Source organism: Geothrix rubra (genome assembly GCF_030268065.1).
GTDB lineage: Bacteria > Acidobacteriota > Holophagae > Holophagales > Holophagaceae > Geothrix > Geothrix rubra.
In genome coordinates, this window is record NZ_BSDD01000006.1 from 138,073 (window position 1) to 158,095 (window position 20,023).

Here is a 20,023-nt window from a genome sequence, read left to right on the forward strand (position 1 = left end):
ATGGCCTTTTCCCCCTGGAGTCATCCCATGCGCCGTCTGATCGCCCCCCTCGTGGCCGCCGCCCTCTGCCTGCCCCTCGCGGCGCAGGAGTCCCCGGCCCCCCGCTTCGCCTTCTTCAGCATCAACCAGCTGGTCCGCTCCTCCAAGAAGGCCGCGGCCGTGTTCTCCGAGCTGGAGATCACCGGCAAGAACCTGCAGGAGAAGCTCCAGGCCAAGGGCGCCGAGCTGCAGAGCCTCCAGCAGCAGATCAACTCCCCCAGCATCGATCCCGCCAAGCGCGAGGAACTCCAGAAGAAGTACCGCGACCTGGAGTTCGACGCCAAGAAGATGCAGGAGGACAGCCAGCAGGAGTACCAGAAGGTCGAGAAGAAGGTGGGCGACCAGATCACCCTCATGGCCAAGCCCATCGTCGAGCAGCTGGCCCAGGAGCAGCACCTCCAGCTCATCTTCTCGGACCAGGCCGTGCAGGTGCTCTCCTGGGCCGACCAGACCTGGCTGAAGACCTTCACGGAGGAGGTCGCCAAGCGCCTGGACGCCGCCCCGGACGCCCCTGCCGCCAAGCCCGCCCCCAAGCCGGCGCCCACCCCCAAGAAGAAGTAGGACCGGCGCTCCGGCGCCCGCCCTGCCCATGAGCCCCGCCCGCAGGCTGCTGCTCCTGCTCACCGGGATCAACCTGGTGAACTACCTGGACCGCTACGTGGTGGCGGCCATCCTGGAGCCCCTCGGGCGGGAGCTGCGTCTGTCCGACGCCCAGCTGGGCCGCCTGACCTTCGTGTTCATCGCGGTGTACATGTGCGCCGCGCCGGTCTTCGGCTACCTGGCGGACCGCTTCCACCGCCCCCGCCTCGTCGCCGGGGGCGTGGCCCTGTGGAGCCTCGCCACCCTGGGCGCGGCCTTCGTCCATTCCTATCCGGCCCTGCTGGTGACGCGCTCCCTCGTGGGCGTGGGGGAGGCCGCCTACGCCAGCCTGGGCCCGGCCATGCTGGCGGATGGTTTCCCCGAGGCCGACCGGGCCCGGACCTTCACCTGGTTCTACCTGGCCATCCCCGTGGGCTCCGCCTTCGGCTACGGCCTGGGCGGCCTGGTGGCGGGGGTCTGGGGCTGGCGGGCCTCCTTCCTCGTGGCGGGTCTCCCGGGGCTGCTCCTGGCCGTCTGGATGGCCTTCCAGTCCGATCCCCAGCGCGGGTTGATGGATGCCGCCCCGGATGCCGATGCCGCCCTGCCGTACCTGAAGCGCCTGCGGCATGTCTTCCTCAACCGGATCTGGCTCGCCTGCACCGCCAGCTACGTGGCCTACACCTTCGCCATGGGCGGCCTCAGCACCTGGGGACCGACCCTCCTCCAGCGCCGCTTCGCGGTCTCCACGGCCCGGGCGGGCGTGGTCTTCGGGGCCCTGGCGGTGGTGACGGGCATCCTCGGCACCTTCCTCGGCGGCTACCTGACCGACCGGTGGCAGCGCCGCTGGCCCGATGCGGGCGTGATCCTCTCGGGCCTCACCCTGGTGGCCGCGGCTCCCCCTGTGGCCTGGGCCCTGGCGACGGGCCGGCTGCAGGCCGCCTACGCCCTGTTCTTCGTGGCCATGTTCCTGCTCTTCGTGAACACGAGCCCCGTGAACGCCCTCACCGTGAGCTGCCTCCCCGCCAGTGTCCGGGCCACGGGCGTGGCGGTGAACGTGCTCCTCATCCACCTCCTGGGGGATGCCATCAGCCCCGAGCTGGTGGGCCAGCGGGCGGACACCCTCCACGCCCTGGGCGCCGCCAGCGGGGACGCCCTCGCCCGGGGCATGGGGCTGGTGATCCCGGCCATCCTGCTCAGCGGCGTGGCCCTCTGGTGGGCCCGCCGCGGGCGACCGGCCGAGGGCTGAGGTGGCCGGCGGGAGAGGCGCGGCGCGGCCCCTGGCCCGGCTCCTGGCCGGCAGCTGGTTCCGCTCCCTGCGTCGGGAAGGGCCCGCGATCCCCCCCGGGCCCGTCCTCCTCCTGCTGAACCATCCGAACGGCCTCCTGGACCCCCTGGCCGTCGAGGCGCTCCTGGAGCCCGCCCCGGGCTGGCTGGCCAAGGCGACCCTCTGGCGCATCCTGCCCCTCCGGCCCTTCCTGGCGATGTTCAAGGCCATCCCCGTGACGCGGCCCAAGGACGGCGGCGCCACGGCCGAGTCCATCGGGGAGAGCTTCCGGCGGGTCCACCAGGTCCTGGCGGGGGGCGGGTCCGTGGCCCTGTTCCCGGAGGGGATCAGCCACACCGGCGCCGACCTGGCGCCCCTCAAGACCGGCGCGGCGCGCATCGCCTTGTCGAGCCCCGTCCCGCCGCGCCTGGTCCCCGCGGGACTGGTCTATGGCGACCGGGCCCTCTTCCGGCACAGCGCCCTGCTCCGGACCGGCCCCGAGATCCCCTGGGGGGACCTGCGGCCCCGGGGGACGGACCCGGAGGCGGTGCTGGAACTCACGGCGCGGATCCGGGCCGCGCTCCTGCCCCTCACCCTCCACGGGCCCGAGGCCGGTGTGCTGGCCCTCGCCCAGGAGGTGGCCTGGCTGCTGGCGGAGGCACCGGGCAGCCGGGCGGACCTGGAGGCCCTGCGCCGACGGGTGAAGGTGCTGCTGCCCCGGCTGGAGGCGATGGCGGCCGAGGAGCGGACGGCGCTCCAGGCCGAGGTCCAGGCCGCCCGCGACTGGCTCCGCGACCACGGCGTCCGGCCGGACCAGGTGGGCCATCCCTATCCCTGGGAGGAGGTCCGCCATTGGCTGCCCCGGGCGGCGCTCAGGCTCGCCGTCGGCGTCTTCCTGCTGCCAGCCGCCCTCCTCTTCTGGCCGCCCTACCGGCTGGTGGGCTGGGTGGCGGCACGGGCCACGGACGAACTGGACGTCACGGCCACCCTCAAGCTGCTGGGGGGCGTCCTCCTGTTCCCCCCCTGGACCCTCGTGCTCGCCCTCGGGGCGGGCCACTGGCTGGGCTGGGCCGGGGCCGGGCTGATCCTGCTGGCGGCCCTGCTCGCCTTCCTGTCCCTGCCCCTGGGTGAGCGACTGGCCGAGGACCTGCAGGCCGTGCGAGGCTTCCTCCGCCGCCGGGACGGGGCCGTGCCGCACCTGCTCGAGGCCCGGCGGCGGCTGCTGGCGGCGTTCCCGGAACTGGGAATGTGAAAGGGCGGGGCCGGAGCCCCGCCCTTTCATGGCATCGTGCGTCGATCAGTGGCCGAGAACGGTGATCTGTTCCGGGGCCTGGAAGATCATGGGCTGCGGCAGGGCCGCGGGGGTCACGATCGGGAGCGCGGCACTCTGCTGGGTGGGATCCACCACCAGCCCCGTGCCCAGCCAGTAGACCAGCTGGCGCTGAGCCAGGGTGATGGCCACCGGGTTGGCCGGGTTGATCAGGAAGGCGTGCGCGATGCCCGTCTGATCGAACTGGAAGTAGCCTTCCGTCGGGGCGCTGGCCGGCAGCGAGGTCGCGGCCGCAGTGACCTTCGGCGTGGGGCCGGGGTTCAGGCTGAACATGAAGGGCGTGCCCACGACTCCGGACGCGTGGGCGGTGGAGATGGAACCACCGACCAGGTAGGCGCCGCCGGCGGTGTAGGCCAGCTGGGAGAAGTTGGGGCCGATGGCCGCCGCGGCCGTGGTGCCCAGGACCGCACGGCCACCCAGGGCATTGGCGAAGTAGCGGGTCTGGGCATTGGGAATGACCAGGTCGCCGTTGGTGGCCGTCCCGGTCGTGGCATCGAAGGCCGTGGAGGTGGCCTCCTGCATCACGACCCGTCCCGAGAGGCGGCTGGGGAGCCCTGGCGCGAGGGGGCTGGTGAGGGTGGCCGGGTCCATGGGATCCAGAATGGTCTGGGTGACCAGGAAGAACTGGTGATAGGTGGGGGTGTTCTGCGCGATGCCGGCGGCCGCCAGGCCAGCGGTGACCGACGGCGCGAAGGCGGGGCTGGTCTGGCCCAGGTAGGCGTATCGGCCGCCGGGGTTGTTGAAGAAGCCCTTCATGTCGTTGTTGAGGGTGGCCTGGGTGTAGGGATAGCCGGTGGTGCTCAGGGTCGTGTTGGAGGCCAGGTAGCCGGCACCGGCGATGGCCCCCTGGCTCACGCCCACGAACTTGATGTTGCTCGGGGAGGTGGTGATGTCAGGCGTGCTGGCGGCCAGGCCGTTGGCGGCCAGCGCGGTGCTGAGACCGCCGGTCTTGAGGACGAATTCCAGGCGGTTGAGGTTCACGACGCACTGCTGGAAATTGGTCCGCAGGGCGAGGGGGGCGCCGATGGCCATGAAGTCCTGCCCCCACTGGGTGCCGCTGGTGTGCGTGGGGACGGCGTTCTGGCCGTGGAGCGGCAGGTCGATGGCGATGAGGGCATAGCCCTGGGCCGTGAGGGTGCCGGCCAGGGCGATGACCGTCTCCTTCTGGGAGGTGATGCCGTGCTGGTAGATGACGACGGGATAGCCGTTGGCCGGACGGGGCACGGTGACGGGGTCGGGCGCGATGTAGACGAAGTTCACGTTCCGGTCCGTGTGGTAGAACCCGGTGAGCTTCCCGGTTCCGTCACGGAAGGCCTGGGCGACGCCGGCGGCCGGGTTGTAGGCCGGGAATCCGCCCGAGGTGGCCCCGGTCAGGTCCATGGTGGCGGCATTGGCCGCGACCACCACGGGATCCACGTTCAGGTCACCGCTGGCGAAGGTCCCCAGGGCCACGAGTCCCACGCTGGCGGGAGCCGCGGTGGCGGATCCCACGACGGCCGTCCAGTAGGCGTCCGGGGTGGGGAGGGGGGACGTGGCACCTTTCACCATGAGGGTGGAGGGCCCGAAGCCGGACACGGCGTTGGACCAGGTCTTGCCGCTCAGGCCACCGAGGGTGGCCCCGGCGGCGAAGGCGCGCAGCTCGGCTTCGACGGGCACGCGGGTGGTCGGGGCCCCGACCGGATCCGGGAGGATGAACCCGGCGCCGGTGGTGATGAAGCGGGCCAGGACGGAGATGTCGGCCCGGCTGGTGATCGTGGTGGTGGCGGAGGCGGCGATGGCGTCGTCCATCACCTTCGCGTAGCCGGAGAGGAGGATGTTGCTCCCGCTGGTGACGTTCGCCCGGATGGGTTCGAGGGCGGCGAGGGCACCGGTGAGGGGCACCGTGGACTTCAGCGCCTCGAAGTAGGGCGTGGCGGAGATGGCGCCGCCGGTGGCTGCATCCTTCACCCGGTTCGTGACCACATAGGCATACCGGGTGCCGGGCAGCAGCGGGAAGTTCGGGTAGAGGAAGAGGTCGGTCCCGCCGGCCGCGTACTGGTAGGTGAACATCCCGGAGATGTCGGCGAAGCCGAGCGGGCTGTTCTCGGTTCCCGCGGCATCCGGCGTCAGCTGGAAGACCTTGATGTTCGCCGCCGTGACGGTGCTGGGGGTCACCGGGCCGGCGAACCGGATGTAGATGGGCGCGTTCAGGCCGGAGACGGCGTTGGTGCCTCCCATCTCGTGGAGATTGACGTAGGCCAGGGCCTCAGGCGGCGTCATGGGCTTGTTCGGAGCCCGGCCGGCGAGCGGATCCGGGGCCGTCGCCGTGGCCAGGATGTTCGGGAGCGGCACGACGCTGTTCGCGGGATCGAACAGCACGGTGTTGGCGCTGGGCGTCGACGAGGTGACGGGGACGGGGGCGTTGGAATCGCCGCCGCCGCTGCAGCCGAGGGCGAGCGCCAAGGGCAGGCCCAGAAGCACCAGGCTCAAGGATCGACGCATGGATAGACCTCCAAGATGGGGGGGAAGAAGGCAGGGGGGATGAGTTCCAAGACGATAGGACCGTCCCGGGGGGAATTCCAGGGAAAAGGAAGGGGCCCCGTCCGGGGCCCCTTTGGCGATGAACCGGGTATCTATTCGGTGACCGCGAAGACCACCTTGTCGTTCTTGAAGCGGGCCGGGGTCAGCAGATCGATGGTGGCGGTCTGCTTGTCCTCGCTGATGGTCAGCTTGTAGTGCTGGTCCTTCAGGTAGGAGCCGGGCACGACGTTGACCTTGCCGATCTTCTTGAGGCCCACTTCCGAGGCCTTGATGGTGATCGTGTGGCCCGAGCGCAGGTCGAGGCTCTGGGTGAAGACCTCGTCCCGCCAGTTCTTGCCGGCGCGGTCCTTGGCGAAGATGGGGATCTCGATGATGCCCTCTTGCTTGAGCTTGTCCCGGTCCCCCACGAGGTAGTGGATGGAGTTCAGGGAGGCCAGCTGGGTGGCGTTGTCGGCCTGGAGCTTGGTGCGCTCCTCGATGAGGTTGGCCCGCTCGGTCTGGAGACCGGCGATCTCCTCCTCGATCTTCTGCTTCTGGTTCTGGAGGTCCTGCACGTCCTCCTGGAGCTTCTCGCTCTGGGCCACGGCCTCGTCGCGCTCACCCTCGATCTTCTCGCGCTCCTGGCGCACCAGCTCGTTGGGGGTGATCTTGGCCCTGCCCTGGGCGACCCAGGTGCCGTACACGCCGTTGGCGTAGAAGTGGTAGACCTCGAAGCCCGGGGCCATCTTCTCCATGATGTTGACGCGGCTCACCAGCTTCTTGGCCTCGGCCTCGGAGAGTCCCTTCTTGCGCAGGAACCGGATGGCCATGCCGTAGTGGCTGTCCCCGGGTCGGGCGATGTCGGGCTTGGGCAGCTCGGCCTTCAGCTTGGCCAGCTTCCCGTTGAGGTCCTTGATCTCCTTGTCCTTGTCCAGCACTTCCTGGAGCAGCGCCTGGTAGGAGCTGTTCTTCTCGTTCTTGATCCGCTCTTCCAGGGCCTTCTTCTGCTCGTCGGTGAGCTGGAGGGTCTCGGTGTTGGGCTTGATGTCGTTCACGCCGGCCTGGGCCAGGCGCTTCTGCTGCTCGGCGCCTTCCTGGCTGAGCTGCTGGCTGGTCTTGTCGGCCTCGGCGGCCTTCTGGGTGAGCTCGCGGATCTGCGGGTCCTCCCGCTTGCAGGCGGGCATCACCAGCAGGAAGGATGCCGTCATCAGGGACAGCATCAGGGACGATCGACCGAATCGGATCATGGGCTCCTCCACGGGGGTGTGATGCTCGGAAACTAGAAGGGGAACTCCCCACCTTAGACCTCAAGCCTAGGGCTTGGCAAGGATTCCGGCGTCATCCGAAAGGTCTAGGAATCCTTAGGGCTGCTATACTTCTCGGCTCCTCCGAGGCCTCCGGGGGATCGCGCCGGGAGTCCAGCATGGCCAAGCAGGGTCATCACCTCTTCACGTCCGAAAGCGTCACCGAGGGCCATCCCGACAAGATGGCCGACCAGATCTCCGATGCGGTCCTCGACGCCGCCCTCAAGGACGACTCGCGCAGCCGCGTGGCCTGCGAGACCCTCCTGACGACCGGCCTGGTGCTGGTGGCCGGCGAGATCACCACCGATACCTACATCCCGGTGGCCCAGCTGGTGCGAGACGTGGTCCGCGACATCGGCTACGACCACCACGACAAGGGCTTCGACTTCAACACCTGCGCCGTGATGACCACCATCGACCGCCAGAGCCCGGACATCGCCATGGGCGTGGACACCGGCGGGGCGGGCGACCAGGGCCTGATGTTCGGCTACGCCTGCCGCGAGACGCCGGAGCTGATGCCCGCACCCATCCACTACGCGCACGCGCTCACCCGGAAGCTCGCGGAGGTCCGCAAGAATGGCCAGCTCCCCTGGCTTCGGCCCGACGGGAAGTCCCAGATCACCGTGGAGTTCGACGGGGACCGGGTGCGCCGCATCCACACCGTCGTGATCTCCACCCAGCACGACGAGCACATCACCAACGCCACCATCCGGGACAGCGTCATCAAGCAGGTGATCGAGGCCTCCCTGCCGGCGGAGCTGCTGGACGCGGAGACCATCTACCACGTGAACCCCACCGGGCGCTTCGTGGTGGGCGGGCCCATGGGCGACACGGGCCTCACGGGCCGGAAGATCATCGTGGACACCTACGGGGGCAGCGGCCACCACGGCGGCGGCGCCTTCTCGGGGAAGGACCCGAGCAAGGTGGACCGCAGCGCGGCCTACATGGGCCGCTACATCGCGAAGAACATCGTGGCCGCAGGCCTGGCGGACCGCTGCGAGATCCAGCTGGCCTACGCCATCGGCGTGGCGGAGCCCGTGTCTATCGCCGTGGACACCTTCGGCACGGGCCAGGTGTCGGACGAGGCCATCGTAAGGGCTGTCCGGGAAGTCTTCAGCTGCACGCCCCGGGCCATGATCGAGGCCCTGGACCTGCGCCGCCCCATCTACCGCGCCACGGCGGCCTACGGCCACTTCGGCCGCGACCACTTCAGCTGGGAGAAGACGGACAAGGTCGAGGCGCTGCGCCGGGCGGCGAGGTAGGCCGCCGGCGGCCGCGACCCCTCCAGCTGGGAGAAGACGGACACCATCCGACCGCAGCAAAGCGGAGGGAGGATAGGGCCGCGCGGGCGAAGACCGTGCGGGGGCGCAGCCCTGAGGACCAGAGGTCCGAGCCAGGGTCGAGGCGCTGCGCCGGGCGGCTCGGTAGGCCACCGGCGGCCGCGACCCCTCCAGCTGGGAGAAGACGGACACCATCCGACCGCAGCGCAGCGGAGGGAGGATAGGGCCGCGCGGGCGAAGACCGTGCGGGGGCGCAGCCCCGAGGACCAGAGGTCCGAGCCAGGGTCGAGGCGCTGCGCCGGGCGGCGAGGTAGCCGCCCTTCGCCGGTAGCCGGAAGGCTCTACTCGGCGGCCTCCACGCGGTTCCGGCCGCCCTCCTTCGCGCGGTAGAGGGCCTCGTCGGCGTACTTGAGGAGGTCCTCGGCGCTGGGGACTTCGCCCTGGCCGTCCCGGGCGGCCACGCCCATGCTGGCGGTCTTGCGGATGGTCACGCCGTCGTGGGTGTGGTCCAGCTCCGCGAACTTCTGGCGGAGGGTATCGGCCACCAGGACGGCGGCGGCGAGGTCGGTGTGGGGCAGCACCAGGGTCAACTCCTCGCCCCCGTACCGGGCCGCCAGGTCCGTGGTGCGCACCCCGGCCTTGAGCATCCGGCCGATGCCGCGCAGCACCTCGTCGCCCATGGCATGGCCGTAGGTGTCGTTCACCTGCTTGAAGTGGTCGATGTCGATCATCACCACCGAGAGCGGGGTCTTGTAGCGCCGCGCCCGCTGGACCTCCTGGTCCAGCTTGGTCATGAGGTGCCGGCGGTTGGCGAGGCCCGTGAGGGCGTCGGTCACGGAGAGCGCCTCCAGCTGGGCGTTCTTCTCCCGCAGCTCGTCCTGGAGCAGCTTCAGCTTGGTGTGGATGCGCACCCGGGCCAGCAGCTCCTTCTCGTGGAAGGGCTTCGTGACGTAGTCGGAGGCCCCGCGCTCCAGGATCTCGGCCTTGCGGTCGAGGTCATCCTCGGCGGTGAGGATGATGACGGGGATCTGCTCCAGCTCCTTGCGGCTGGCCTTCAGGCCCAGGAACTTGAGGCCGTCGAAGCCGGGCATCACCAGGTCGCAGAGGACCACGTCCGGGGGCTGCTCCATGATCATCTTGAAGGCGGTGAGGCCGTCCCCGGCTTCCATGAAGTGGGTGAAGATCCCGTCCTTCATGAGCACGGCCTTGATCTCGGCGCGGATCATGGTGTTGTCGTCGACGATGAGGATGCGGCCGGCCATCTCAGACTCCCTCGCTGGCGATGTGGACCCGGCGGACCCAGTCGGTCCAGGCGGCAGGGTCCAGGGGGCCCGGCTGCGACGGCGGCAGATGGCGGCGCAGGCCGCGGCTGCGGCCCAGGGCGGGGGCGGCGAGGGCCGCGGGCAGGGCCTCGGCGGCCTCCGCGCAGGCCCGGGTGCCCTCGGCGGTCTGGCAGACCAGCAGCCAGTCGTGGCCGGCCTCCAGGCTGAGGCGCACCCGGTCGGACCAGGTCCAGTCGGCGCAGCCGCCCATCTCCAGATCGTCCGGCAGGAAGCGGCCCGCCACGCCCCAGGGGTTGGCTGCCACGGAGCCCCGGTGCAGGCTGGCGGGCAGGTTCCCGGAGGCCGGCGTGCGGAGGTGGGCCACCATCACCAGGCGGTCCGCGTGGGCCAGGGGCACGAAGGCCGAGGCGTTGCGGTCCACCCGGCCGGCGTCGGCCAGCTCCGGCAGCCCCTTGTGGCTGTCCAGCGCCGTGCCCCCGAGGCCCGGGAAGTGCTTGAGGCAGCCCCGGACGCCGGTGCCCTCCAGGCCGTGGAGGAAGGCCCCCACGGCGGCGGCGGCCTCGGCGGGATCGGCGCTGGCGGCCCGATCGCCGATGCCGGCCTCGGGGTGGCCGTCCCACAGGTCGAGCACCGGGGCGAAATCCACGTTGAAGCCCAGGAGCCGGAGGCCCTCGCCCCAGAGGCGGCCCCAGTGCCCGCAGGCGGGAGCGCCGCCGCGGGTCCAGATGTGCCGCAGGGGCGGCGTATCGCCCACCCAGGGGCGGAGGCGGCTCACGGGGCCGCCCTCCTGGTCCAGGGCCACGGCCAGCGGGAGCTCGTCACCGAACCGGGCCTGGAGCCCGTCGATGAGGGCCTTGCAGCGCCCGGGGCCGCGGGCGGGATCCGGGTCCAGGTTGCGCGCGAAGAGGATGATCCCCCCCGGCGCGAAGTCGAGATCGGCGGCGGAGGCATCGAGGCCCCTGAAGCCAGTCCAGAGAAGCTGCCGGGCGGAAGTCATGCCTTACCTTACCCGCAGGGCCAGCTCCAGGTGGCGCACCAGCAGCTGGAAGGAGGGGTCGGTGGGCGAGAAGGCGGAACGGTCGATGAAGCCGAGGTAGAGCCAGGCGGTGCCGCCTAGGGGGATGCCGTGCTCCTCCAGGTAGCCCAGGCCCGGGCGCGGTCTCGGGGGGCCGGGCAGGCGGGCGGGCAGGGGGCGGGGCCCCCGCTGCACCAGGCAGACCGGGCCGTCGCCGTCCCCCTGGTAGCAGGCCAGGCCGTCGGGGGACCAGCGGGCCTCGATGCGATCGAGGAAGGGGCCCAGCGCCGCCGGGAGGGCGTCGGCATCCTGGGCGCGGGCGGTGAGGTCGCAGAGCTCCAGGGCCTCGCGCTGGACCTCCCGCAGCTCCCGGGTGCGCGCGTAGATCCGGGCCTCCAGCTCCTCCCGGTAGGCGGCCAGCTTCTTCAGGAGCCGGGCGTGGTCCAGGGCGCGGTCGAGCACCACCTCGATCTCCGCCATCTGGAAGGGCTTCTGGATCAGGTCGTAGGCGCCCTGCTTGAGGGCCTGGATGCTGTTGTCCAGGGTGGCGAAGCCGGTCACGAGGACGCAGAGGGTCTCGGGGAACCGCTGGCGGATGGCGGACAGGAGGTCGAGCCCCGAGGCCCCGCCGGGCATGTTGAGATCGGTGACCACCACCGAGAATTCCCGCTGGGCCATGCGCTCCAGGGCCCCCTCGGCGCTGCTGGAGGCCTCGATGGTGTACCCGCGCTTCGCCAGGGCCTCTCCGAGGGTCTCCCGGACGACGGGGTCGTCATCCACGAGGAGGACGCACTCGGGGATCACGGGTTGCCCCAGGGACGGCTGGCGATGCGCTCGTAGATCCGGGCCTCGATGAAGATGCGCAGGATCTCGGGATCCAGCAGGTTCACCGAGGCCTCCTGCTCCAGGATCTCGAGGCTGCGCTCCACGCTCACCGCCGCCTTGTAGGGCCGGTCGGCCGCGGCGAGGGCGTCGAAGACATCCGAGACGGCCATGAGCTTGCTCTGCACCGGGATCTCCGGATCCTTGAGCTGCCGCGGATAGCCCATGCCGTTGAGCCGCTCGTGATGGGCGTAGGCGATGTCCGGGACGCCGGCCAGCTCGCTGGTCCAGGGGATCTGGCGGAGGAAGCGGTAGGTGTGGGTCACGTGGCTCTGGATCTCCTCCCGCTCCTGGGCGGAGAGGCTGCCCTTGCGGATGCGGAGGAGGTCCAGGTCCTCGGGCTCGATGAGGGGACGGTCCGGTCCGGTCCAATGCTGGTAGCTGAGCCCCGCCACCTGGTCCAGTTCCTGGGCGGCGTCCTGGGGCAGCACCGTGGGCTCGTTGCAGCGGCGGATCAGCTCCAGGAGGTGCCGGGCCTCCTCCTCCTGCTGGCGGGTGAGGTCCTTCATCCTGTCGGGGTCGAAGGGGATGCCCCGGCTCCAGGCGTCGAGCATCCGGTCCCGCATGGCCTCGAGGGTGCGCTGGTGCAGCCGCTGGAAGATGCTCTCCAGGCGCTCGCCTTCGATCTTCTTGGCCTTGACCAGCACCTGCTCCCGCACGCCCACCTTGCCGAAGTCGTGGAGCAGGCTGGCGTACCGGATCTCGCGGATCTGGATGGGCGTGAAATGCTGGCCGCCGTAGGGGCCGTTGGGGGTCTCGTTGATGGCCTCGGCCAGGCCCACGGTGAGATCGGCCACGCGGCTGGAGTGGCCGGAGGTGCTGGGGTCGCGGGCCTCGATGGCGGTCACGGAGGCGTTCACGAAGCCCTCGAAGAGCCGCTCGATGTCGTTCTTCAGGCCCAGGATCTCCTGGGTGCGGGCCTCCACCATGCGCTCCAGGTTCTTCTGGTACTCCTCGTTCTCCTGGCGCAGGCGGTAGTGGTCCAGGGCCCGCTCCAGGCTGGCCTCGATCTCCGCGAGCTTGAAGGGCTTCTGGATGAAGTCGTAGGCGCCCCGCTTGAGGGCCTGGATGGCCGCCTCGGTGGTGGCGTAGCCCGTCATGAGGATGCCCATGGTGCGGGGATCCTCGTCGTGGATGGCCCGCAGGAGCTCCAGCCCCGACAGGCCGCCGGGCATGTTCAGGTCCGTGAAGACCACGGGGAAGTGCTTCTCCCGGACCCGGTCCAGGGCCTGGTTGCCGCCCTGGGCGCCTTCCGCGCCGTAGCCCTGGTCCGCCAGGGCCTCCACCAGCAGCTCACGGAGGTCCGCTTCGTCGTCCACGATGAGGATGGGGATGGGAGGGGTCAACGGCACAGCAGCTCCACAGGCACCCACCTTCATCGGCCGGGGCCCGGCTGAAGGCAAGTTTCAGCCCCCCTCCCCAGGCGGGGCCGGGGGTTATTGGACGGCCTGGGCCTCCACCGCCAGCTCCCCGTCGCGGAGGAGCAGCCGGGCGAGCCCCCCGGGCCGGAGCTCGCCCTTCAGGACCAGGCGGGACAGGGGGTTGACCACCACCTGCTGGACGAGGCGCTTGAGGGGCCGGGCGCCGAGCTGGGGGTCGGTCCCCGCCTCGGCCAGCCAGGCGAGCGCCTCCTCCGGCACCTCGAGCTCCAGCCGCTGGGACCGGAGGAGCTCCTGGACCCGCTTCATCTGGATCCGCGCCACGGCCACCATGTCCGCCTGGCCCAGGGGGTGGAAGACCACCACCTCGTCCAGGCGGTTCAGGAACTCGGGGCGGAAGTGGCCGTGCAGGGCCGCCTGGACCGCCGCCTGGGCCCGGTCGGGGTCGCCCCCGGCCTCGAAGATGGCCTGGCTCCCCAGGTTGGAGGTCATCAGCACCACGGCGTTGCGGAAGCTCACGGTGCGCCCGTGGCCGTCCGTGAGCCGGCCGTCCTCCAGCACCTGCAGGAACAGGTCGAAGATCCGCGGGTGGGCCTTCTCCATCTCGTCGAGGAGGATCACGGCGTAGGGGCGCCGGCGGATGGCCTCCGTGAGCCGGCCGCCCTCCTCGTAGCCCACATAGCCGGGGGCCGAGCCGATGAGCCGGGTGGCGTCCGCCTCGTGGGTGAACTCGCTCATGTCGATGCGGATCATGGCCGCCTCGTCGTCGAAGAGGAACTCCGCCAGGGCCCGGGCCACCTCGGTCTTGCCCACGCCCGTGGGCCCCAGGAAGAGGAAGCTGCCGATGGGGCGCTTGGGATCCCCCAGGCCGGCGCGGTTGCGGCGGAGGGCGTCGCTGATGGCCGTCAGGGCCGGGTCCTGGCCCACCACGCGCTCCCGGAGGCGATCCTCCATGTGAAGCAGCTTCTGGACCTCGCCTTCCATCAGCCGGCTCACGGGGATCCCCGTCCAGCGGCTCACCACGGCCGCCACGTCGGGCTCGGCCACCTCCAGGCGGAGCATGGCGCGCTCGCTGGGGTTGGCGGCCGCGAGTTGCTTCTCGAGGGCCGGGATCTCCCCGTACTCCAGGCGGGAGGCCCGCTCGTACTCGCCCCGCGTCTTGGCCTGGTCGAGCTCGATGCGCAGGTCGTCCAGCTTCTTCTGGAGGGTCCGGGCCCCCTCGATGACCTTCTTCTCGTTCTCCCACTGGGCGCGCAGGCGGCCCAGCTCCTCGTTCAGTTCGGCCAGCTCCTTCTCGAGGTCCGCCAGGCGGGCGCGGCTGGCGGCGTCCTTCTCCTTGGTGAGGGAATGCCGCTCCAGCTGCAGCTGCATCTCCCGGCGCTCGCGGACGTCGATCTCCGTGGGCCGGCTGTCGATCTGCATGCGCACGGCGCTGGCGGCCTCGTCCATGAGGTCCACGGCCTTGTCCGGCAGGAAGCGGTCGGCGATGTAGCGCTGGCTGAGCTGGGCGGCGGCCACGAGGGCGGCGTCCTGGATGCGCACGCCGTGGTGCAGCTCGTACCGCTCCTTCAGGCCCCGCAGGATGGAGATGGCGTCCTCCACGGAGGGCTCCTCGACCATCACGGGCTGGAAGCGCCGCTCGAGGGCGGCGTCCTTCTCGATGTGCTTGCGGTACTCGTCCAGGGTGGTGGCGCCGATGCAGCGCAGCTCGCCCCGGGCGAGGGCGGGCTTCAGCAGGTTGGCGGCGTCCATGCCCCCGGAGACGGCCCCGGCGCCCACCAGCAGGTGCAGCTCGTCGATGAAGAGCACCACCTGGCCCTCGGCCTTCTCCACCTCCTGGATGACGCCCTTGAGGCGCTCCTCGAACTGGCCCCGGTACTGGGTGCCGGCCACGAGGGCGCCCATGTCCAGGCCCATGACCCGCAGGCCCTTCAGGCTCTCGGGGACGTCGTTGCGGGCGATGCGCTGGGCCAGGCCCTCCACGATGGCGGTCTTGCCCACGCCCGGCTCGCCGATGAGCACGGGGTTGTTCTTGGTGCGCCGGGAAAGCACCTGCAGCACCCGGCGGATCTCCTCGTCGCGGCCGATGACGGGGTCCAGCTTCCCGGCCTCCGCCTGGGCCGTGAAGTCCTTGGCGTACTTCTCCAGGCTTGCGAACCGCTCCTCGGCCTTCTCGTCCTCCACCCTCGAGCCCTTGCGGACCTCGCGGATGGCGGCCTCCAGCTTCTTCCGGTCCAGGCCGAAGCGGTCGAGCACCTTGCGGGCATCCGTGTGGGCGTTGGCGAAGGCCAGCAGGAGCGCGTCCGTGGCCAGGAAGCGGTCCCCCAGGCCCCGGCCCGTGTCGCTGGCCACCTCCAGGAAGCGGCGGAAGCCGGCCCCGACCTGGGGCTCGGCCCCCCCCACGGCCCGGGGGAGCGCGGCCACCAGGTCCTCGGCGGCGTCCAGGAGCCCCTGCGGGGATTCCGGGGCCAGTCCGGCCCGCTCCAGGAGGGGGCGCAGCCCGGCCTCAGGGGCCAGCAGGGCCAGGAACAGGTGCTGGGGCAGCAGCTCCGGATGCTGGTCCGCCAAGGCCCGTTCGCGGGCGGCCACCAGGGCGTCGTTGGCTTTCTGGGTGAAGGGGAGGAGGGACATGGCACACCTCGGATCCAGGATGATTCAAATATGATGTGAATGCACTAAAATTTTCTTCAAAAATTTTAGATATCAAACTGAGGTATGGATTCCGATCAGGAGACCTTGACGGAGGCTGATGGTAGACCTATTTTCTGAGAAGGTTAATTAACCGGAAGGTTTCATGGCCGCCACGGACCCCCTCAACGCCACCTTCGCCGCCCTGTCGGACCCCACCCGCCGGGCCATCCTCGTCCGGCTGTCCGCCGGGGAGGCCACGGTCAAGGCCCTCGCCGAGCCCTTCGACATGAGCCTCCCGGCCATCTCCAAGCACCTCCGGGTGCTGGAGCGGGCGGGCCTGGTGACCCGGGGGCGGAATGCCCAGTGGCGTCCCTGCCGCCTGGAGGCGGGGCCCCTCCAGGAGGCCTCCGCCTGGCTCGGGCAGTACCGCGCGTTCTGGGAGGCCCGCCTGGACCGCCTGGAGACCTACCTGCGCGAACTCCAATCTCAGGACCGCCCCGACGGGCCATCGCGGCCCTGAAACCGCGGTTCCCTCGCCATCCCACCCACCGGGCCCACGCCCTTCCCGGAGCCACGCCATGCGCGTACCGACCGAACTCCTCCTGAACCGCCTCCTCGACGCCCCGCGGGAGCGCGTCTTCGAGGCCTGGACCGATCCGGCGCACCTGCAGAAGTGGTGGGGTCCGGAGGCCTTCTGCAATCCGCGCTGCGAGTGGGAATCGCGGGCGGGCGGCGGGATCCACGTGGACATGCGCGGGCCCGACGGCACCGTGTACCCCATGGGCGGCGAGGTGGTGGAGGTGGTGCCTCCGGAGCGGATCGTCTTCCTGACCCGCGCCCTGGATGCCGCGGGCGAGGCCCTATTCGAGTCCCGGAACGTGGTGACCCTCTCGGAGGAGGGCGCGAGGACGCGCCTCAGGCTGCAGGTCATCGTCTCGAAGATCCGGCCCGAGGCGGCGCGCCATCTGGCCGGCATGGAGCAAGGCTGGGCCCAGAGCCTCCTGCGCCTGGACGCCCTGGTGTGGGAGCCCCTCTCCGATCGCGAGCTCGTGGCCCAGCGCTGGGTGCCCGCCACCCCGGCCCAGGTGCAGGCCGCCTGGACGGATCCCCGGCGCCTGGCCCGCTTCTGGGGTCCACACGGCTTCCGCACCACCTCCGAGGTCTGCGAGCCTCGGCCCGGCGGCGCCTGGCGCTTCGTGATGCACGGGCCGGACGGCAAGGACTACCCGAACGAGTGCGCCTTCGTCGAAGTGGGGGAGGACCGGATCGTCATCGACCATGTCTCGGCGCCCCGGTTCCGCATCACGGTGACGTTCACGGCCGAAGGCGCGGGAACCCGGGTCGTCTTCCGCCAGGCCTTCGAGGATGCCGCCACCTGCCGGCTGATCGCCAAGTTCGCGCTGCAGGGCAACGAGGAGAACCTGGACCGCCTGGCCGCGGAGGTGGCGGGCTGAGGTCCGCCCGACACTTCAAGCCAGGCCCCTCCGCGCGGCTTCGCGCCGCAGCGCGGGGTTGAGCCGGAGGGCCGTCGCCGCCCGGGCCCGGGCCTCGTCGGGCCGGCCGGTCCTCCTCAGGCGCTCGGCGTCCAGGAGCTGGGCCCAGCCGTCCCAGGGCCGGGCCGCGGCGGCCGCCCGGAGGGCCGCTGCGGCGCCGCGATCCAGGGGCAGCCTCAGCTCCCGGGTGGCCTCCAGGGCCAGGGCCCCCCAGGCGACCTGGAGGTTGAGGTTGCGGGGGGCGGCGGCCACCGCCTGCGCCTGGAGCGCCAGGGCCTGCCGGGCCAGGCTGGTGTCGCGGGTGGCCCGGGCGCTGAGCAGGTGCTCGCGGGCACTGGCCGCCAGGGCCTCGGCCTGGCCGGGCCGGCTGGCGAGGGCCCCCCCGATCGCCTTCCGGGCCTCGGCCAGATCGGTCGTGGCCCCGCGGCCCTGATCCAGGTCCACGGCGGCGCGATCCAGCAGGGTCGTGGCCAGGCCCAGCTGGGCCTGGAGGGAAGAGGGCTGGAGGGCCAGGCCCTTCCGGTGGCAGCGGAGGGCCTCCGCCAGCGCCAGACGGGGATCGGCGCCGGTCCAGGCCTGGTACTGGGCCAGGGTCTGGTAGGCCGCACCCTCGCTGAAATCGTGGCCGACCCAGGGGCGGAGGGCGGAGGCGGTCTCCAGGAGGTCGGCGGCGGCGCTGACTTCGACGGCGGGGTCCCTGCCGGTCTGGAGCAGGCGCTCGCCTCGCAGGGCGTGGAGGTTCCCGAGGGCATCCAGGAGGTAGTCGTGGAGGCGCGGCTGCTGGAGCGCCCTCTGGAGCCCGGTTTCCGCCCGCGCCAGGAAGGGTTCGGGATCCCGGCCACGGGCCATCTCCCGCTCCGCCCGGTTGCGCAGCACGGTCGCCCAGTTCACCCAGAGGGCCGCCTCCGAGGGCCGCAGCTTCAGGGCGGCCTCGGCATCCGAGGCGGCGGCATCCAGCTCGGCGCTGGGATCCTCGCCACGGTTCAGGAGGTGGGTGGCCCAGCGCCGGTGGATGGCCGTGCTGAAGCTGCGGGCCCGCCAGCTGTCGGGATCAACCGCCAGCGCTTCCTGGACGGGCTGGAGGGCCCAGTCGCGGTCCGCAGAGGTGGCCTGCCCCTGGTCCAGCTTCAGGCCCAGGAGCACGAAGCGGCGCTGGGCCTCCTCCACCAGGGGTTCCGGGGCGCTGCGGGCGCGATCCTGGGCGGCCATGAGGCTGGCGCCTTCGAGCGCCAGCTGGGCCAGGGCCTCCTCCCGCCTGCCGGCGGCGAGGAGGTCCATCGCCATCTCCTTGCGGGTCTCGGCCTCCAGCAGCCAGGGCTCCGGAAACCAGGGCTGGCGGGCCTGGGCCTCCCCGGCCTTCTGCAGCGCCTCCGCGAAACGCCCCTGGACGAGGGCGAGCAGGCCCTCGGCGTAGGCCGAGCCCTCCAGGCTGCGCCCCTTCGCCTCCCGCAGGAGGGCCAGGGCGGGGCCGCGGAGCGTGGGTTCCAGGTCCCGGCGGCGCTCCTCGAGGGCCTGGCCGTGCAGGCCTTCGAGTTCCGTCACGTAGAGGCGCGCCAGGGTGGTGCCGAGGGCCTGGGCGGCGTCGGGGTCCCTGGGCGCGGCCTTCCGGGCGGCCTCGAGCTGGGTCCGGGCCTTCTCCAGATCGCCGAGTGCGAGGTAGCCGCGGCCGAGGGCCAGCCGGGCGGGGCCCTGCGCCCAGCGTCCCTGCCGCTCGGTCTCCGCCTGGAGGCGGGCGAGCTCCGCCCGCAGGTCCCGCAGCTCGCGGCTCGCATCATGCCGGGGCAGGCTGCGCACCTGGAAGATGCGGCTGTCGAGGCGTTCCACCTCCTGGGCCAACTGCTGGGCGAAGCGCACCTGGGAGCGGGCCAGGAGGGTGGAGGAGAGCCCGTAGGCCGCCGCCAGGAGGAGGAAGGCGAGGAGGGCGGCCACCAGGCGGTTCTTGCGGAGGAGCTTGCCCGAGCGGTAGGCCAGCGAGGGCCGCCGCGCGAGGATCGGATCGCCATCGAGGAACCGGCGGAGGTCCTCCCCGAAGGCCCGCGCGGAGTCGTAGCGCCGCGCGGGGTCCTTCTCCAGGGCCTTGAGGATGATGGTCTGGAGATCCCGCGGCACTTCCGGGGCGAGCCGGGCGGGCGGCACGGGCTCGTCCTCCGCGATGCTGCGCAGGAGGGCCAGCGGCGTCTCGCCGCGGAAGGGCGGCACGCCGGTGAGGCACTCGTAGAGCAGGGTGCCGAGGGCGTACACGTCCGAGCGCCGGTCCACCTTGTCCGCGCGGCCCAGGGCCTGCTCGGGGCTCAGGTACATGGGCGTGCCCATGATGGCGTGGGTATGGGTGCGCGACGCGCTGTCGAGGTCCCGGGCCACCCCGAAGTCCATGAGGTAGGGGTGCCACCCCCCCTCCTCCTTCTGCAGCATCACATTGCCGGGCTTCACGTCCCGGTGCACGATGCCGGCGCGATGGCAGGCATGCAGGGCCTCGGCGGTCTGGAGGAGGATCTCCACCTTGGCCCGGAGATCCAGCCGGTCGCGGGCCTCGCGCAGGGTCGGCCCGTCCACGAACGGCATGACGAGGTAGGGATGGCCATGGGCCTCGCCGGCCTCGAAGATGTGGCAGACGTTCGGGTGTTCCACCTGGGCCTGGGCCCGGGCCTCCTGGAGGAACCGCTCCGTGTCTTCCGGCTCCAGGCGCTTGAGGAACTTGAGGGCCACGGTCCGCTGCAACTGGCGGTCGAAGGCCCGGTAGACCACACCCATGCCGCCCTCGCCGACGACCTCCAGGGCCTCATAGCGGCCGCCTTCGCGCAGGGGGAAGCGGGCCAGCAGCTCTTCGCGGCCCAGGCCGGGCGCCGGAGCGCCGGAATCCCGGCCGGAACCGTCGGCACGCCAGTAGCCTGTGGCCTCGTCGCCCGGGTCAGGGTGCGCCGCGGTCCAGTCCGCCCCCGTCCCCCGGGAGCCGGAGGGTGGGGTCGGAGGGTCCTGGATGGGGTCGGCCATGGGGATGGCCCCCAGGATAGTCGCCCCCGGTGCGCAGGCCATGGGCGATCCGGC

The 20,023-nt window shown here is 71.5% G+C and carries 14 protein-coding genes; 6 read left to right on the forward strand and 8 right to left on the reverse strand.

What is annotated here, in order from left to right:
• The first annotated feature begins 27 nt into the window (after positions 1–27).
• Genes QSJ33_RS14600 through QSJ33_RS14610 form a run of 3 tightly spaced genes read left to right on the forward strand, consistent with a single transcriptional unit; the run spans position 28 to position 3,134 of the window.
• Positions 28–600 carry an OmpH/Skp family outer membrane protein gene (locus QSJ33_RS14600; RefSeq protein WP_285727515.1) on the forward strand — a complete coding sequence of 191 codons (573 nt, stop codon included), beginning with the start codon at positions 28–30 and terminating at the stop codon, positions 598–600.
• A 28-nt stretch (positions 601–628) separates the two neighbouring features.
• Complete coding sequence (locus tag QSJ33_RS14605) at positions 629–1,864, forward strand: spinster family MFS transporter (RefSeq protein ID WP_285727517.1); 1,236 nt, start codon at positions 629–631, stop codon at positions 1,862–1,864.
• 1 nt (position 1,865) lies between these two features.
• Positions 1,866–3,134: a 1-acyl-sn-glycerol-3-phosphate acyltransferase gene (locus QSJ33_RS14610; RefSeq protein WP_285727519.1), complete on the forward strand. Its 1,269-nt coding sequence runs from the start codon at positions 1,866–1,868 to the stop codon at positions 3,132–3,134.
• A 45-nt stretch (positions 3,135–3,179) separates the two neighbouring features.
• Here the strand turns inward: QSJ33_RS14610 and QSJ33_RS14615 are convergent, their stop codons facing one another.
• Positions 3,180–5,693, reverse strand: coding sequence for a hypothetical protein (locus tag QSJ33_RS14615; RefSeq protein ID WP_285727522.1), 2,514 nt, complete (start codon positions 5,691–5,693; stop codon positions 3,180–3,182).
• A 131-nt stretch (positions 5,694–5,824) separates the two neighbouring features.
• Complete coding sequence (locus QSJ33_RS14620; protein WP_285727524.1) at positions 5,825–6,958, reverse strand: hypothetical protein; 1,134 nt, start codon at positions 6,956–6,958, stop codon at positions 5,825–5,827.
• A gap of 176 nt (positions 6,959–7,134) precedes the next feature.
• Here QSJ33_RS14620 and metK point away from each other — a divergent pair, with 176 nt between their 5' ends.
• The gene (gene metK / locus QSJ33_RS14625; protein ID WP_285727526.1) at positions 7,135–8,277 is read left to right on the forward strand and encodes a methionine adenosyltransferase; all 1,143 of its coding nucleotides are present in this window, start codon (positions 7,135–7,137) and stop codon (positions 8,275–8,277) included.
• Between the two features lie 359 nt (positions 8,278–8,636).
• Here the strand turns inward: metK and QSJ33_RS14630 are convergent, their stop codons facing one another.
• The 5 genes from QSJ33_RS14630 to QSJ33_RS14650 form a co-directional block, all read right to left on the reverse strand.
• Positions 8,637–9,557 carry a diguanylate cyclase gene (locus tag QSJ33_RS14630; RefSeq protein WP_285727528.1) on the reverse strand — a complete coding sequence of 307 codons (921 nt, stop codon included), beginning with the start codon at positions 9,555–9,557 and terminating at the stop codon, positions 8,637–8,639.
• Between the two features lies 1 nt (position 9,558).
• Positions 9,559–10,575 carry a glycoside hydrolase family 3 N-terminal domain-containing protein gene (locus QSJ33_RS14635; RefSeq protein ID WP_285727530.1) on the reverse strand — a complete coding sequence of 339 codons (1,017 nt, stop codon included), beginning with the start codon at positions 10,573–10,575 and terminating at the stop codon, positions 9,559–9,561.
• 3 nt (positions 10,576–10,578) lie between these two features.
• Positions 10,579–11,397 carry a response regulator gene (locus QSJ33_RS14640; RefSeq protein ID WP_285727531.1) on the reverse strand — a complete coding sequence of 273 codons (819 nt, stop codon included), beginning with the start codon at positions 11,395–11,397 and terminating at the stop codon, positions 10,579–10,581.
• Complete coding sequence (locus QSJ33_RS14645) at positions 11,394–12,827, reverse strand: HD domain-containing phosphohydrolase (protein WP_285727533.1); 1,434 nt, start codon at positions 12,825–12,827, stop codon at positions 11,394–11,396. Before QSJ33_RS14645 ends, QSJ33_RS14640 begins: the two co-directional genes overlap by 4 nt.
• A gap of 84 nt (positions 12,828–12,911) precedes the next feature.
• Positions 12,912–15,485: an ATP-dependent Clp protease ATP-binding subunit gene (locus QSJ33_RS14650; protein ID WP_285727535.1), complete on the reverse strand. Its 2,574-nt coding sequence runs from the start codon at positions 15,483–15,485 to the stop codon at positions 12,912–12,914.
• 163 nt (positions 15,486–15,648) lie between these two features.
• Between QSJ33_RS14650 and QSJ33_RS14655 the strand changes: the two genes are divergently transcribed.
• Complete coding sequence (locus tag QSJ33_RS14655; RefSeq protein WP_285727537.1) at positions 15,649–16,005, forward strand: ArsR/SmtB family transcription factor; 357 nt, start codon at positions 15,649–15,651, stop codon at positions 16,003–16,005.
• A gap of 58 nt (positions 16,006–16,063) precedes the next feature.
• Entirely contained in the window at positions 16,064–16,939 is an 876-nt protein-coding gene (locus QSJ33_RS14660) for an SRPBCC family protein (RefSeq protein WP_285727540.1), read from the forward strand.
• A gap of 15 nt (positions 16,940–16,954) precedes the next feature.
• On the opposite strand, the gene QSJ33_RS14665 is transcribed toward QSJ33_RS14660, so the two are convergent.
• Positions 16,955–20,011 (reverse strand): serine/threonine-protein kinase, encoded by a 3,057-nt coding sequence (locus QSJ33_RS14665; RefSeq protein WP_285727541.1) that lies wholly within the window; start codon positions 20,009–20,011, stop codon positions 16,955–16,957.
• Between the last annotated feature and the right edge of the window lie 12 nt (positions 20,012–20,023).

Bases quoted from the DNA above. Each gene is read 5' to 3' on its own strand.
- QSJ33_RS14655 (WP_285727537.1), top strand. From the start codon at position 15,649: ATGGCCGCCACGGACCCCCTCAACGCCACCTTCGCCGCCCTGTCGGAC.
- QSJ33_RS14600 (WP_285727515.1), top strand. From the start codon at position 28: ATGCGCCGTCTGATCGCCCCCCTCGTGGCCGCCGCCCTCTGCCTGCCC.
- QSJ33_RS14605 (WP_285727517.1), top strand. From the start codon at position 629: ATGAGCCCCGCCCGCAGGCTGCTGCTCCTGCTCACCGGGATCAACCTG.
- QSJ33_RS14665 (WP_285727541.1), bottom strand. From the start codon at position 20,011: ATGGCCTGCGCACCGGGGGCGACTATCCTGGGGGCCATCCCCATGGCC.
- metK (WP_285727526.1), top strand. From the start codon at position 7,135: ATGGCCAAGCAGGGTCATCACCTCTTCACGTCCGAAAGCGTCACCGAG.
- QSJ33_RS14620 (WP_285727524.1), bottom strand. From the start codon at position 6,958: ATGATCCGATTCGGTCGATCGTCCCTGATGCTGTCCCTGATGACGGCA.
- QSJ33_RS14630 (WP_285727528.1), bottom strand. From the start codon at position 9,557: ATGGCCGGCCGCATCCTCATCGTCGACGACAACACCATGATCCGCGCC.
- QSJ33_RS14660 (WP_285727540.1), top strand. From the start codon at position 16,064: ATGCGCGTACCGACCGAACTCCTCCTGAACCGCCTCCTCGACGCCCCG.
- QSJ33_RS14615 (WP_285727522.1), bottom strand. From the start codon at position 5,693: ATGCGTCGATCCTTGAGCCTGGTGCTTCTGGGCCTGCCCTTGGCGCTC.
- QSJ33_RS14635 (WP_285727530.1), bottom strand. From the start codon at position 10,575: ATGACTTCCGCCCGGCAGCTTCTCTGGACTGGCTTCAGGGGCCTCGAT.
- QSJ33_RS14650 (WP_285727535.1), bottom strand. From the start codon at position 15,485: ATGTCCCTCCTCCCCTTCACCCAGAAAGCCAACGACGCCCTGGTGGCC.